The following is a 13,499-nucleotide window of genomic DNA, read 5'->3' on the forward strand; positions in this document are numbered from 1 at the left end:
TTTTAACTAAAGCAATTCCTTCTTCTTTGGTATTTTCTACTATTTTAGATTCTGTATCCACATTTCTAACCACTTCTGATGCGGTACGTGAGAGCTCCTCAGAAATGGAAGCATTTTCATTACTAATTGTTTTAGATTTTTTGACTATCTCATGGAGTTTTTCGATGAATTTATTGATATTACGAGAGACTTGAGCAAATTCATCATTAGCAGTGGCAGAAAGTCGTTGACGAAGATCGCCCTCTGAGCTTGAGAGCTCTTCTACCACAGTGTTGAGATTATCAAGAGGGCGAAGCAAGGCTTTAATTAACACGATCATCACTCCAATGGAGAGAATCAGCATGACAAGCCCCATAAGCATCAAGTCCCTAATTTGAGCACTCAAAAAGGCATAAGCAGTTTCTTTATCAAAGGTAATACCAGGAGTCCAGCCTGTCTCTGTTGATACCTTAAAGGCAAAAATTTTATTAGCACCTTGGAATTCATACTCAACAAATCCCTCTTTTTTTTCTTTAAACTCTTTACTCAGTGTTGATTCTGTACCGAGTAGCTCTTTTTTAGGGTGTGCCACAATCATTTTTTTTGTGTCAAGAAGCATTCCGTATCCACCGTTAAAGTTAACATCTCCAACGGCTTTTACTAAGGTTTCTAAGGGAAGATCAATACCTACAACACCGATCAAAGTATTGTTTTTCATAATAGGAGCCATCACGGTAACCATAAGCACTTTGGCAGTTGCGCCTACATAGGCATCGGTTATGCCGACTTTTCCTTCGCTTTTAGCCTGCTTATACCAACCCCGAGATCTTGGATCGTAACCTTCCGCTTTTTTCTTGCCGCTACCATAGATCATTTTGCCATCTTCAAAACCAGCGTATGATTCCATTGCATCGAATGTTTTAGTCATCTCTTTTAGCCTGGCTTCTAAATCAGCATCATCCATTGAATTAGTTAAAGAGCGTGCAGTACCAGCGACACCACTTTTTTTGGATGAGACCCAGAGATCAATATAGTCAGTGAGCGCATGTGATGCCATCTGTAGGCTAGCTTCAACTTGCACAACGCTATTTTTCTTTGTATCCATATAGCTAAATAAGCTAAATGTTCCTAAGCTTAAAAACATTAACACAGAGATGGTTAGAATGATTTTGGCTTTAAACGACATGCGCTTTCTCCTTAGTGGTGTAGAAGGTAATTAATATAATAAAGAATACACAATGAAATCATAATAAAAAGCTGTTATTTAAAGATTACATTATTTATGTAAGTTTAAACCAGAAAAGAGACTCTTACGAGACTTTTTTCTATAAAATAATGCATGAACAAAGAAGATGGCTACTAAAGAAACAACAAGCAAGATTTTGTTACAATCGCTTCTAAAACTACACGATGAGGATCTCTTATGTTACTTTTGACACCAGGACCAACTCCCGTTCCTGAAGCGGTACGTATGGCAATGGGTACACCTACGATTCACCATAGAACACCAGAGTTTGAGGCGATTTTTGAAAAAGCTAGAGGCTATTTAAAACAACTGTTTGATATGGAAGAAGTGTTAATGCTCGCAAGCAGTGGAACTGGGGCGATGGAAGCATGTGTTCTGCATTTGTGCCAAAGTAAAGCGATTGTCGTCAATTCGGGCAAATTTGGTGAACGTTTTGGCAAGATTTGCGCAGCGTACAATAAGCCATTTGTCGAAATCAAAAATGAATGGGATACACCTGTTAGTGTTGATGCCATTGTTGAGCTTGTTAAAAACGATGAAAGCATTGATGCTGTTTGTATGCAAGTGTGTGAAAGTGCGGGTGGACTTCGTCATCCTGTTGAAGCAGTTGCAAAAGCTGTTAAAGCCATTCGTCCTAACATCATGGTGATTGCCGATGGCATTACGGCTGTAGGTGTTGAAAAAGTCGACACGACCAATGTTGATGCACTCATTTCTGGAAGCCAAAAAGCGTTGATGCTTCCTCCGGGACTTGCATTTATTGGTCTGAATGCCAAAGCGTTAGAGATCATTGAAAATGGAGGCGTAGGTTACTATTTTAACCTCAAAACCGAACTTAAAAACCAACGTAAAAACACCACCGCATGGACAGCTGCAACAACGCTTGTGATTGGACTTGTTGCCATGTTTGAGCTCATTGAATCTGAAGGCGGTTTGGATAAACTTTATGCCGATACGGCAAAAAGAGCGTTAGCTACCAATAAAGCTTTGCAAGCTCTTGGGCTTCACATTTACCCAAAAGTGCCTGCTCATGCTATGAGTGCAGTGTTGCATGACGATGCGAGTAAAATCCGCAAAATTTTAAAAACAAAATATGGCGTTAATATGGCCGGTGGACAAGATCATATTAAAGATACACTCTTTAGAATCAACCACATGGGACTTGTGAATGTGTATGAGACGGCTTGGACGCTTAATGCTGTAGAGCTTGCACTTGCAGAACTAGGCAAACGCGCTTATGATGGAACTGCCAATAGGGTCTTTACCCAAGAATTTTACCAAGGTTAATAATGATTTATGAGCACGAGATACCCACGGGAAGTAAGCTTTATTTTGGAGAGAGTGCCAAGTTAAAGCGCAAGCTTGAAAATGTGGCCAGTGAACTTTTTTACGATGCAGGTTTTGAAGAGATTGTAACACCCTTTTTCTCCTATCATCAACACCAAAGCATTGATGAAAAAGAGTTGTTGCGTTTTTCAGATGAACAAAATCATATTGTCTCTCTAAGAGCTGATAGTACGATGGACGTGGTTCGTTTAAGCACCAAAAGGGTTGGTCGAAGTACCAATCATTCTAAATGGTTTTACATCCAGCCCGTTTTTCGCTATCCAAGTCATGAAGTGCATCAAATTGGTGCCGAGCTTATTGGCGAAGAGAATTTGAGCTTGAGTATTGCGACGAGCTTGTCCATCTTTGAGAAGTTTTCACTTAAACCACTTTTACATGTAAGCAATATTAATATCCCTAAAATCCTCTCTGAGATGCTGAGTTTAGACCTCAAAATCTTTGAAAAAGGGGAGCTTCAAAAGCTTTTGGCACTTGATATTCCATGGCTTACAAAGCTCACCTGTTTGCAAACACTCGACGAGCTTGAAGCAGTTATTAAAGAGGTTCCTGATGTGCTTAAAGTTGAGCTTGAAAAGCTGAAAACTCTTTCTGCTCATATTACTTATGATAATGTTGTCTTTTCACCGCTTTACTATGTGAAAATGCGCTATTATAATGCACTGTTTTTTAGATTTATTCATAAAAATTATACACTGGGTGTGGGTGGAAGTTATGACTGCGAGGGCATTGGCTCAAGTGGTTTTGGTCTTTACACCGATGATTTGATCGAAATACTAATTAAAAGAGATGGACAATAAAATGAAAGCTGATATGATCGTAGGAATTCAATGGGGTGATGAGGGTAAAGGCAAGATCGTTGATCTTTTAGCGCAGGATTACGATGTTGTATGCCGTTATCAAGGTGGTCACAACGCAGGTCATACGATCTGGGTTGATGGTGTACGTTATGCACTTCACTTGATTCCCTCCGGTATTTTAAATCCAAAAGCACTGAATGTCATTGGTAATGGTGTAGTTGTTTCCCCTGAAGCTCTCATTAAAGAGATGGCGCAGTTTGATAAACTAGAAGGTCGTCTTTTTGTGAGCGATAAAGCGCACATGATTCTTAATCATCACATTTTAATTGACCAAGCCAAAGAAAAACTACGAGGGGCTAAAGCCATTGGTACAACAGGACGTGGCATTGGACCAAGTTATGGTAGTAAAATAGAGCGTAGTGGACACCGTTTGGGAGAGCTTCGCGATACCAATAAGCTCGCTCTTGCTTTGGTTGAATTTTACGATGAGAACAGAGCACTTTTCAGTGCACTTGGTATTGTAACCCCTAATTTTGAAACATTGAAAAAAGAGTTAGATAGCTATGCAAAAGTACTTTTACCGTTTTTAACGGACACGACACACATGGTGTGGAGATGTTTGGATGAAAACAAAAAAGTATTGTTAGAAGGTGCTCAAGGAACAATGCTCGATATCGATCATGGAACCTATCCGTTTGTAACCAGTTCAAATACTATTAGTGCGGGTGCATGTGTAGGGCTTGGTCTTAATCCAAAAGATATTGGTAAAGTAACGGGCATTGTAAAAGCGTATTGTACCCGTGTGGGTAATGGTCCATTTCCTACGGAAGATTTTGGAGCTGAGGGTGATCAACTACGTGAAAAAGGGCATGAATACGGCACTTCAACAGGTCGTGCGCGCCGTTGCGGTTGGTTTGATGCAGTTGCTTGTCGTTATGCGAGCCGTATAAATGGATGTGATGATCTTTCCATTATGAAACTTGATGTTCTAGATGGCTTTGAAACCATTAAAGTCTGTGTTGCCTATGAAGTGAACGGCCAAAGAGTCGAGACATTGCCTGAAGATTTGGATAATGTTAAACCAATCTATGAAGAACTTCCAGGTTGGGAAAGTGTTGTGGGATGTCGTAAATTTGAAGATTTACCTGACTCTGCAAAAGCGTATCTTAAGCGCCTTGAGGTGTTAACAGGAACTAAAATAGGACTCATTTCTACCAGCCCAGATAGGAACGATACCATTATTCTATAATCTTTACATGTAAAGGTGTGAACGCATGAAAAGCCAGTTCTCTAAGATTGCTAAAATCCGAAAACAAAAACGTGATGCAATCGAAAGAGAGCTGCTTAAGAGTCAAAACAAAGAGCGAATGTTACACCATAAAATTACCGCTTTATTTGATGAAATTGCTGCCGTGCAGATGCCCAAAGAGGGCATGGTATCGGTGCTCATTATGGTGGGTGAGCAAAAAAATATTTTAAATCGTGAAAAAAAACATTGTGAGCAAGAACTTTTTGTCGTAGAGCGCAATACTAAAAAGCTTCAAGCAGAATACCAAAAAGCGCATGTGGAATATGAAAAAATTAAATACCTTGAAGAGCAAGAGCTTAAAGCGATGATGGACAAGATTAAACGCGAAGAACAGCTCTATTTAGATGAAATATCAACGATGTTATTTGCCGGTGAAATGAGTAAAAGAGGTAGAGGATGAAATATATTTGGATCTTATTGATAGGCACTTTACTTTGCGCAGAGACGATTGATTGTACTCAGGTCTTTGAAACGCGTAAAGGAGAGCTTTTGCGTGAAGTTGAGAAAATTGATGAAGCGCGCCAATCCTTTGAAGCCCTGCAAGGTGCAACCAATGCACTCTTTGAAAAACAAAAAACTGCTTTAAAAGAGAAAGAAAACAGTATTGCAAAAACAAAACAAGAGATTGAAGAAAAAGAGAAGCAAATTGCAGCAATGCTTGCTGAAAACAAGCGACTTTTAGATTTGGTTGAAGCGAAAAAAAGCGAAAAGATTGATGAAACTTATATAAAAATGAAAGATGCAGCCGCTGCTGCAATTATTGAAAAATTACCAATTCATGAAGGTGCGGCAATTATGTTTGGATTACCGGCCAAAAAGATTTCTCAAGTCATGGCAAAAATGAACCCTCAAGTTGCTTCAGATATTACACAACGCCTCAAAAAAGGTCCTCCTTTTGTGGATGACAACAAAACAAAAGAGTGACAAAACTCACCTCTCATTTCTCTAAACAGATATTTACCTTATGTTTGATACAATATGTGAAAATTCAGAAGTAAGGTTTATGGATGAAAATCAGATTGCCTCATGCCCCTTATATTGCCAATAAAATAGCGATTGATATTTTAAATTGTGGATTTGTTACCATGCTTAAGGGCTTAGAGCCTATTGTAAAAGTCGCAGAGGATTTGATTGTTGCCGATATTAAACAAGAGACTGCGCTAGAAGAGCGTGTAACAGAAATTTTGGAACAAAATGAAGATGAGATGGAGTTTCAACGCGTTGATCGCCGAAATATGTTTTGGTTGATCAAGAAAAAGTTAGCACGCGAGTTTGGTGTTATTTTGTCGTATGAAGATAGATACAACGAGATATCACATAAAATTTTAGAAACGTGCTGGAAAATGGGTTTGATTGAATACAATGTTACTGAAAACCGTGTAAAAAATGTTGTTTTTAATGCGATAGAGACGTATGTATCACATTTCCAAGCTATTGAAGATGAAGTGGCTGAGAAAATTTCAAACTATAAGCGAAAGCTAGTCCCTGGCTCAGAAGAGTATGATTTGATTTTTGAAAAGCTCTATGAAGAAGAGCTTAGAAGAAGAGGAATGTTAGTATGATGTTAAAACCTGTATGGATTTATCTTGAAAATGGCGTTTTCTTAGAAGCAAAAAGTTTTGGCTTTGAAGGTTCAAAAACAGGAGAGATCGTTTTTAATACCTCTATGAGCGGTTATCAAGAGATTATGAGTGATCCAAGTTATGCAGGACAGTTTGTTGTTTTTACGATGCCTGAAATTGGTATTGTTGGAACCAATGACAATGACATGGAAAGTAACACCATTTACGCAAGTGGAATGTTTGTACGAAGTTTGAACGAAATGCCTTCTAACTTTAGATCTACAGACACATTGCCGTCATTTTTGAAAAAATATCAAAGTATGGGTATTTGTGATATTGACACACGTTATTTGACTAAAATGATTCGAGATAACGGTCCTAAAATGATGATCGCATCGACTGAAGTGAGTGACCCTGAAAAGCTCAAAGCTATGCTCTTAGCTAGCCCTCGTATTGAAGAAGTCAATTATATTGAAAAAGTAAGTACCTCAAAACCTTATTTACATGTAAACGGGGTATGGGATGCAGAAGCCCAAGCTTACAATGCAACCCCAAAACGAATTGGTAAGAAAATTCTTGCTGTCGATTTAGGTATTAAACGCAATATCCTAAATGAACTATGCGAAGTAGGGTTGGATGTTGAAGTTATTCCTCACAATTTTAATGCTGATGAAGTGATTGCACGTTATAAAAAAGGCGAGATTCACGGAATTTTCTTATCCAATGGCCCTGGTGATCCGCTTATTTTAAAAAATGAAGCAGCAGAAGTAAGTAAAGTAATTGAGGCAAAAGTGCCTATGTTTGCCATCTGTTTAGGGCATCAATTACTCTCTATTGCGCATGGGTATCCAACGTATAAGCTTAAATTTGGACAGCATGGTGGTAATCATCCTGTTAAAAATATAAAAAGCAATATTGTAGAAATTACAACACAAAACCACAATTACAATGTACCTGATAACATCTGTCAAATTGCACGTATTACACATGTCAACCTTTTTGACAACACCATTGAGGGACTTGAATATAATGACTCTCCAATTTTCTCTGTACAGCATCATCCAGAGGCGAGCGCAGGTCCACAAGAGAGTAGATATATTTTCCAAGAGTTTGCCAACAGATTATAAATACCTTTCTGAAAAAGGTAAAGCACCAAAGGTGCGCGGGCTTTCCGCCAAGGAAAACTTAGCGTTAGCGTAGCTTTCAAGGCTTTGCTTTGAAAGCGTGTTAAGAGTTCTGTAAGAACTTTAAATAAATGGAGCAATGCCATTAACGCCATCGATATTACAGCAATCATCAGTGTTGCTTTTCTAGGAAGCTTAGGGCATTGCATCGGTATGTGTGGAGGGTTTGTCATGGCGTATAGTAGCGCTAAGATTGACACTTCCACTTCTTCATTAAGACAATTTTTGTGTCATCTCACTTACAATTTAGGCAGAATTAGCTCTTATACACTCTTAGGAATGCTTTTTGGTGCTCTTGGAAGTGTCTTTACTTTTTCTTCTCACATCAATGGTTATTTTTATTTTGTGATTGGTATTATGATGGTCCTCATGGGATTCTCGATGATGGGGAAAATAAAATTTCTAACTTCGCTAGAAGCAACGATTGCTTTTAATCCTTTCATTAAAAAAGTTTTCTCTCATCTTATTCACTCCAATAGCATAGCAAGTTTTTATGGGCTAGGACTTCTGAACGGCTTTTTACCCTGTGGTTTGGTTTATTTTTTCTTAGCCGCAGCTGCTACCTCAGGTTCTTTTCTTTTTGGTGGATTAACCATGGTGATGTTTGGACTTGCAACAATGCCAGCAATGCTTGGACTTGGCTTTGTTGTAGGCTTCTTAAAAGGAAGCGGATTTCGAGAAGTGATGATTAAAATAGCATCTTTAATTATTATAGGTTACGGTATCTATATGACGTATCTTGGTTATAGTGCGGCAATAGCATGAAGTTAGAACAATACCAGAGTGCGATTGAAAGCAGTAATATCATCTCTAAAACCGATATTTTTGGCATTATCACGTTTGTTAACGATGAGTTCTGCAAGATTTCTGGTTACACTAAAGAAGAGTTGGTAGGGAAAAATCACAATATTGTAAGGCATCCTGATGTACCTGCCTCAACCTTTAAACAGCTATGGCAAACGATCCTTCAGAAAAAAACCTATAAATCAACGGTTAAAAATTTAGCAAAAGATGGTAGCACTTTTTATGTCAATACAACAGTTTTTCCTATTTTAGATGAAAATGGCGATATTGAAGAGTTTATTGCTATTCGTTATGATGTAACAGAAAGTGTGCGTTTAAGTGAAGCGTTAATCGCTAAAGATGAGGAGCTAGAACAGCTCAATAAAACGCTAGAGCAAAGAGTTAAAGAGCAGACCAAAGCTTTGAGAATACTCAATCAGACCTTGGAAGAGCGCGTGCAAGAAGAGGTGGAAAAAAATAGAGAAAAAGATCGATTCTTATTTCAGCAATCACGTCTTGCTTCCATGGGTGAGATGATCGCTAATATTGCACATCAATGGCGACAGCCACTCTCTGAGCTGAATATAACGCTTTATAAAATGAATAAGCTCTACCGTCGTCAAAATGATGGTAAAGACATAGAGTTTGAAGACAGTTATGCTCATGCAAAAAAGATTATCACCAAAATGTCTGAAACGATTGAAGATTTTCGTCATTTCTTTAGCCCCGATCGTCAAAGTGAGTATTTTTCCCTTAGCCAAGTTGCAAAAGAAGCCGTAGACATTATGAGAGGGACACTTGAAAAAAATGAGATTGAGATTAAGATAGAGATAAAGCATGATGCAGCAATCAAAGGTTATTTCAATGAATTTTCTCAAGTTCTGATAAATTTAATGAATAACACAATTGATGCATTTTCACACAATAAAATAAAAAATAGATTAATTTATATTGAAATTGACACATTAGGGCAAGGAGATGCTATAATTAAAGTCTGCGATAATGCTGGTGGAATTGAACCAACTATTTTAGATAAGATTTTTGAACCTTATTTTACAACAAAGCACGCAAGTGCAGGGACAGGATTAGGGCTCTATATGAGTAAGATGATTATCAATAATAGCATGAAAGGATTTATCGTTGCAGAAAATTGCAATGATGGCGTTTGTTTTACCATTACTATTCCAGCAGAATTGAGTGAAAAGGAAGAGCAATGAGTGGATTATCAAAATTGACGGTTTTGTTTGTCGAGGATGAAGAATATCTAAGAAATGCTTTAGAAAGTGCAATTGGAGATGAATTTGCCAAGTTTATTGTTGCACGCGATGGCGATGATGGATTGAAAAAGTTTAAAAAATATAAGCCAGATATTGTTGTAACTGACATTATGATGCCTGTAATGGATGGCTTAATGATGGCTAAAGAGATCAAACACATCTCAAAACAGACCCCAATTGTTATTTTAAGTGCATTTAGTGAAAAAGAGCGCCTTTTAGAGGCAATTGATGTAGGTATTGATAAATACTTAATTAAACCTATTGATCCAGATGAGCTTCTAAAAACACTACAGTTTGTTTCCAAAGAGATGTTAGATCAAAGTGATAGTGTCGAACTTGGTTTCGGGTATCAGTTTGACAAAAGCAGACGTGTTCTTGTTAAAGAAGGGAAAACAATCTTTTTAACAAAGAAGGAGTTACTTTTTATCTCAATCTTAGTTAAAAATTTAGGTGTATTCGTTCTTCATGAAGAGATTAAAAAGTATGTTTGGACAAACAAAAAAGTAACAGATTCAGCCATCCGTACTTTTATTAAACGAGTGCGTGAAAAAACTGACAAAGAATTTATCAAAAATATCCCCGGTCTTGGCTACAAAATCAATACGCAAGAACGATAATTTCATCGTTCTTGTAACTTCAATATTTAATATTTCCTTAACTTTTTTTATTTAACACAAATTTAATCTTCTTAAGCTTCGTTGTAGATTTGCTGCACTATAATTCTTACATTATGTGATATTTTTGTGACATAAAAACACAAGTAGGAGGAATTGATGCAGGCTAGAGATGCATTGAACTATGACTATTCAGTAGCCAAATGTTTTACCTACGCAGCGATTCTATTTGGAATCGTTGGTATGTTAATAGGCGTTGTTATCGCCTATCAAATGGCTTTCCCTGAGTTGAATTACTTGGCGGGTGAATATGGTACTTACAGTCGTTTAAGACCATTACACACTTCAGGAGTAATTTTTGGATTCTTACTAAGCGGAATCTTTGCAGCATGGTACTATATTGGGCAAAGAGTACTCAAGGTTTCATTGGCAGAATCAAAATTTTTGATGTTCATTTCAAAGCTTCACTTTTGGCTTTATATGATCCTAATGGTTATCGCAGTTGTTACCCTTTTTATGGGTATTTCTACTTCAAAAGAGTATGCAGAGCTAGAGTGGCCTTTGGACATTCTTGTTGTTGTTGTATGGGTGCTTTGGGGACTTAATATTTTTGGTCTCATTGGTATCAGACGTGAAAAGACTCTTTATATTTCTATATGGTATTTTATAGCAAGCTTCTTAGGTGTAGCTATGTTATATCTTTTCAATAATATGGAAGTTCCAACATATTTTGTTGCAGGTACAGGAAAATGGTATCACTCTGTTTCTATGTATGCAGGCTCAAATGATGCAATGGTTCAATGGTGGTATGGCCATAATGCGGTAGGTTTTGTTTTCACAGTGCCTATTATTGCGATGATTTACTACTTCTTACCAAAAGAATCTGGACAACCCGTTTTCTCTTATAAACTTTCACTCCTTTCTTTCTGGGGTTTGATGTTTGTTTACCTTTGGGCAGGTGGACACCACCTTATTTACTCAACAGTGCCTGACTGGGTACAAACAATGGGTTCAATTTTCTCAATTATCTTGATTCTTCCATCATGGGGTAGTGCGATTAACATTCTCCTTACCATGAAAGGACAATGGGGTCAACTCAAAGAGAATCCATTGGTTAAATTGATGATTTTTGCTTCAACTTTCTATATGTTCAGTACACTTGAAGGTCCAATCTTATCGATTAAATCTGTTAATGCACTTGCGCACTTTACAGATTGGATTCCAGGACACGTTCATGATGGTACACTTGGTTGGGTTGGCTTTATGACAATGGCAGCATTGTTCCATATGGCACCTCGTATGTTTAAGCGTGAAATTTACAGTAAAAAATTGATCGAAGCACAATTCTGGATTCAAACAACAGGTATAATACTCTATTTCTCAAGTATGTGGATTGCAGGTATTACTCAAGGTATGATGTGGAGAGCAACGGACCAATTTGGTAACCTTGCTTACTCATTTATTGATACTGTAACGGTACTTATTCCATATTATGCTATTCGTGCAACAGGTGGTTTATTGTATCTTATCGGTTTCTTCATGTTCACTTACAATATGTATAAAACAATGACTGCAAGTAAAGCAATTGAGTCTGAGCCTCAAAATGCTTCACCTATGGCAGCGTAAAAGGAGGATAGGATTATGTTTCATTGGTTAGAAAGAAACCCATTCTTTTTTGCGGTAGGTGTATTTTTGGTAATTGCGTATGCGGGTGCTGTAACGATTTTGCCTGATTTTATGGAGACAGCGCGTCCCGTAGTCGGTACAAAACCTTATACGGTGCTTGAATTAGCAGGTCGTCAAGTCTATATTAAAGATAGCTGTAATGCATGTCATTCACAACTTATTCGCCCATTCAAATCAGAGACTGACCGTTATGGTATGTACTCTTTAAGTGGTGAGTATGCTTACGATAGACCATTCCTCTGGGGTTCTAAAAGAACAGGTCCAGACTTGATGAGAGTTGGTAACTATCGAACAAGTGATTGGCATGAATATCACATGCTAGAGCCAAAAAGTGTAGTGCCAGGTTCTATTATGCCAGCATACAAACATATGTTTAAAAACAATGCTGATATTGATACTGCGTATGCAGAAGCATTGACCGTAAAAAAAGTTTTCAATGCTCCTTACGATCAACCTAATATGCCTAAACTTGGTACGCATGAAGAGGCTAAAAAAGCTGTCATGGAAGAAGCCGCACTTGTTGTAGCTGACATGAAGAGCCAAGAGGTAAAGGAAGCGTTTAAACGCGGTGAGATCAAAGAGATTGTGGCACTTATTGCCTATCTCAATAGATTAAAGTAAGGTGTTAACGGTGAGTATGGAAACAATTAGAGAGATTCAAGCTTATGCCTATATAGTGGCAACAATTTTTTTGGTCGTGATGATGTACAGTTATTTGTATCACCTTTATAAGGCTGAAAAAAAAGGTACGCGAAACTATGAGCAATATGGCAATATCGCACTACACGATAATATTGATGATGCTCCAATTGAAAACCGTACTCCATCAAATAAAGAGAAAGAATAAAGAGGAGCGATAAATGAATTGGCTGAATGACAATGTAAATGCGTTATCATTGCTTGGTGCAGCAGCAATTTTAATTCTCAGTGCTTTTATTATTGGTAAGTATTTGAAACAAATGAAAACCGACAAAGGTAGCGGAGAATTAGCAAAAGAGAATTGGGATGGCATCGGAGAATATAAAAATGCACTTCCTATTGGTTGGGCACTCTCCTTTGTAGGAACTATTGTGTGGGCAGCATGGTATTTTCTTGCAGGGTATCCTCTTGCTAGTTATTCACAACTTGGTGAATACAATCAAGAGGTAAAAAGTTACAATACAAAATTCGAGAGTAAATTTGCCAATCCTGATAAATCAACTCTCATGAGTATGGGTGAAGGCGTTTTCTTAGTCCAATGTGCTCCTTGTCATGGCGTTACTGGAGATGGAATGAACGGCAAAGCACTTAACCTTTCAAAATGGGGTAGTGAGGCAGCAATTGTTGCTTCAATTCTCAATGGTGCTAAAGGTTCAAACTATCCTCTTGGTGAGATGCCAGCAGGATTATTGGATGCTGAAAGTGCGCAAGCTGTTGCAGCTTATGTGATGCAAGAGATTTCTGTTGTTAAAAAAACAAAAAATCCTGCTTTAGTTGAAAGCGGTCGTGCCCTTTGGGCAACATGTGCAGCATGTCATGGTGAAGACGGTAAAGGTATGGCAGGAAGTGCTGCTGACCTTAGTGTTTACGGTGATGCTAAATTTGTTGTCAATGTCCTTGGTATGGGTAAAAAAGGAATGATTGGTAACATGCCTAAATTCAATGATGGACGTTTAACAAATGTTCAAAAAACAGCAGTTGGCACTTATGTCAGCTCTTTAGCTAAATAAGGATTC

At 37.8% G+C, this 13,499-nt stretch carries 15 protein-coding genes; 14 read left to right on the plus strand and 1 reads right to left on the minus strand.

The window, feature by feature from the left end; all coding sequences use genetic code 11:
* A partial coding sequence (locus tag N0B29_RS12045; RefSeq protein ID WP_263833970.1) for a methyl-accepting chemotaxis protein occupies nucleotides 1-1,165 on the minus strand: 1,165 nt, incomplete at its 3' end.
* A 237-nt stretch (nucleotides 1,166-1,402) separates the two neighbouring features.
* Here N0B29_RS12045 and N0B29_RS12050 point away from each other — a divergent pair.
* The 14 genes from N0B29_RS12050 to N0B29_RS12115 all read left to right on the plus strand — a co-directional run bounded on the left by N0B29_RS12050 (nucleotide 1,403) and on the right by N0B29_RS12115 (nucleotide 13,493).
* A complete protein-coding gene (locus tag N0B29_RS12050) occupies nucleotides 1,403-2,512 on the plus strand; it encodes a pyridoxal-phosphate-dependent aminotransferase family protein (protein ID WP_263833971.1) in 1,110 nt (369 codons plus the stop codon).
* A gap of 2 nt (nucleotides 2,513-2,514) precedes the next feature.
* Nucleotides 2,515-3,369: an ATP phosphoribosyltransferase regulatory subunit gene (locus N0B29_RS12055; RefSeq protein WP_263833972.1), complete on the plus strand. Its 855-nt coding sequence runs from the start codon at nucleotides 2,515-2,517 to the stop codon at nucleotides 3,367-3,369.
* 1 nt (nucleotide 3,370) lies between these two features.
* Nucleotides 3,371-4,618 carry an adenylosuccinate synthase gene (locus N0B29_RS12060; RefSeq protein WP_263833973.1) on the plus strand — a complete coding sequence of 416 codons (1,248 nt, stop codon included), beginning with the start codon at nucleotides 3,371-3,373 and terminating at the stop codon, nucleotides 4,616-4,618.
* A gap of 25 nt (nucleotides 4,619-4,643) precedes the next feature.
* Nucleotides 4,644-5,078 (plus strand): flagellar export protein FliJ, encoded by a 435-nt coding sequence (locus N0B29_RS12065; protein WP_263833974.1) that lies wholly within the window; start codon nucleotides 4,644-4,646, stop codon nucleotides 5,076-5,078.
* A complete protein-coding gene (locus tag N0B29_RS12070; protein ID WP_263833975.1) occupies nucleotides 5,075-5,602 on the plus strand; it encodes a MotE family protein in 528 nt (175 codons plus the stop codon). The genes N0B29_RS12065 and N0B29_RS12070 overlap by 4 nt, the downstream gene beginning before the upstream one ends.
* Before the next feature lie 83 nt (nucleotides 5,603-5,685).
* Nucleotides 5,686-6,240 carry a DUF507 family protein gene (locus tag N0B29_RS12075; RefSeq protein WP_263833976.1) on the plus strand — a complete coding sequence of 185 codons (555 nt, stop codon included), beginning with the start codon at nucleotides 5,686-5,688 and terminating at the stop codon, nucleotides 6,238-6,240.
* Entirely contained in the window at nucleotides 6,237-7,367 is a 1,131-nt protein-coding gene (gene carA, locus N0B29_RS12080) for a glutamine-hydrolyzing carbamoyl-phosphate synthase small subunit (protein ID WP_263833977.1), read from the plus strand. Before N0B29_RS12075 ends, carA begins: the two co-directional genes overlap by 4 nt.
* Nucleotides 7,368-7,535: 168 nt before the next feature.
* On the plus strand, nucleotides 7,536-8,189 hold the full coding sequence (locus tag N0B29_RS12085; RefSeq protein ID WP_318526708.1) for a sulfite exporter TauE/SafE family protein: 654 nt from the start codon (nucleotides 7,536-7,538) through the stop codon (nucleotides 8,187-8,189).
* Nucleotides 8,186-9,424, plus strand: coding sequence for a PAS domain-containing sensor histidine kinase (locus tag N0B29_RS12090; RefSeq protein WP_263833978.1), 1,239 nt, complete (start codon nucleotides 8,186-8,188; stop codon nucleotides 9,422-9,424). Before N0B29_RS12085 ends, N0B29_RS12090 begins: the two co-directional genes overlap by 4 nt.
* Nucleotides 9,421-10,101 (plus strand): response regulator transcription factor, encoded by a 681-nt coding sequence (locus tag N0B29_RS12095; protein ID WP_263833979.1) that lies wholly within the window; start codon nucleotides 9,421-9,423, stop codon nucleotides 10,099-10,101. The genes N0B29_RS12090 and N0B29_RS12095 overlap by 4 nt, the downstream gene beginning before the upstream one ends.
* A 156-nt stretch (nucleotides 10,102-10,257) precedes the next feature.
* Nucleotides 10,258-11,724, plus strand: coding sequence for a cytochrome-c oxidase, cbb3-type subunit I (gene ccoN / locus N0B29_RS12100; protein WP_263833980.1), 1,467 nt, complete (start codon nucleotides 10,258-10,260; stop codon nucleotides 11,722-11,724).
* Between the two features lie 15 nt (nucleotides 11,725-11,739).
* Complete coding sequence (gene ccoO / locus N0B29_RS12105) at nucleotides 11,740-12,405, plus strand: cytochrome-c oxidase, cbb3-type subunit II (RefSeq protein ID WP_263833981.1); 666 nt, start codon at nucleotides 11,740-11,742, stop codon at nucleotides 12,403-12,405.
* A gap of 16 nt (nucleotides 12,406-12,421) precedes the next feature.
* Nucleotides 12,422-12,631 carry a cytochrome c oxidase, cbb3-type, CcoQ subunit gene (locus tag N0B29_RS12110; RefSeq protein WP_438874167.1) on the plus strand — a complete coding sequence of 70 codons (210 nt, stop codon included), beginning with the start codon at nucleotides 12,422-12,424 and terminating at the stop codon, nucleotides 12,629-12,631.
* 13 nt (nucleotides 12,632-12,644) lie between these two features.
* Nucleotides 12,645-13,493 carry a c-type cytochrome gene (locus tag N0B29_RS12115; RefSeq protein WP_263833983.1) on the plus strand — a complete coding sequence of 283 codons (849 nt, stop codon included), beginning with the start codon at nucleotides 12,645-12,647 and terminating at the stop codon, nucleotides 13,491-13,493.
* Nucleotides 13,494-13,499 lie beyond the last annotated feature (6 nt).

The organism is Sulfurospirillum oryzae, from assembly GCF_025770725.1.
Lineage (GTDB): Bacteria > Campylobacterota > Campylobacteria > Campylobacterales > Sulfurospirillaceae > Sulfurospirillum > Sulfurospirillum oryzae.

Bases quoted from the DNA above. Each gene is read 5' to 3' on its own strand.
- N0B29_RS12050 (WP_263833971.1), top strand. From the start codon at position 1,403: ATGTTACTTTTGACACCAGGACCAACTCCCGTTCCTGAAGCGGTACGT.
- N0B29_RS12055 (WP_263833972.1), top strand. From the start codon at position 2,515: ATGATTTATGAGCACGAGATACCCACGGGAAGTAAGCTTTATTTTGGA.
- N0B29_RS12060 (WP_263833973.1), top strand. From the start codon at position 3,371: ATGAAAGCTGATATGATCGTAGGAATTCAATGGGGTGATGAGGGTAAA.
- N0B29_RS12065 (WP_263833974.1), top strand. From the start codon at position 4,644: ATGAAAAGCCAGTTCTCTAAGATTGCTAAAATCCGAAAACAAAAACGT.
- N0B29_RS12070 (WP_263833975.1), top strand. From the start codon at position 5,075: ATGAAATATATTTGGATCTTATTGATAGGCACTTTACTTTGCGCAGAG.
- N0B29_RS12075 (WP_263833976.1), top strand. From the start codon at position 5,686: ATGAAAATCAGATTGCCTCATGCCCCTTATATTGCCAATAAAATAGCG.
- carA (WP_263833977.1), top strand. From the start codon at position 6,237: ATGATGTTAAAACCTGTATGGATTTATCTTGAAAATGGCGTTTTCTTA.
- N0B29_RS12090 (WP_263833978.1), top strand. From the start codon at position 8,186: ATGAAGTTAGAACAATACCAGAGTGCGATTGAAAGCAGTAATATCATC.
- N0B29_RS12095 (WP_263833979.1), top strand. From the start codon at position 9,421: ATGAGTGGATTATCAAAATTGACGGTTTTGTTTGTCGAGGATGAAGAA.
- ccoN (WP_263833980.1), top strand. From the start codon at position 10,258: ATGCAGGCTAGAGATGCATTGAACTATGACTATTCAGTAGCCAAATGT.
- ccoO (WP_263833981.1), top strand. From the start codon at position 11,740: ATGTTTCATTGGTTAGAAAGAAACCCATTCTTTTTTGCGGTAGGTGTA.
- N0B29_RS12110 (WP_438874167.1), top strand. From the start codon at position 12,422: ATGGAAACAATTAGAGAGATTCAAGCTTATGCCTATATAGTGGCAACA.
- N0B29_RS12115 (WP_263833983.1), top strand. From the start codon at position 12,645: ATGAATTGGCTGAATGACAATGTAAATGCGTTATCATTGCTTGGTGCA.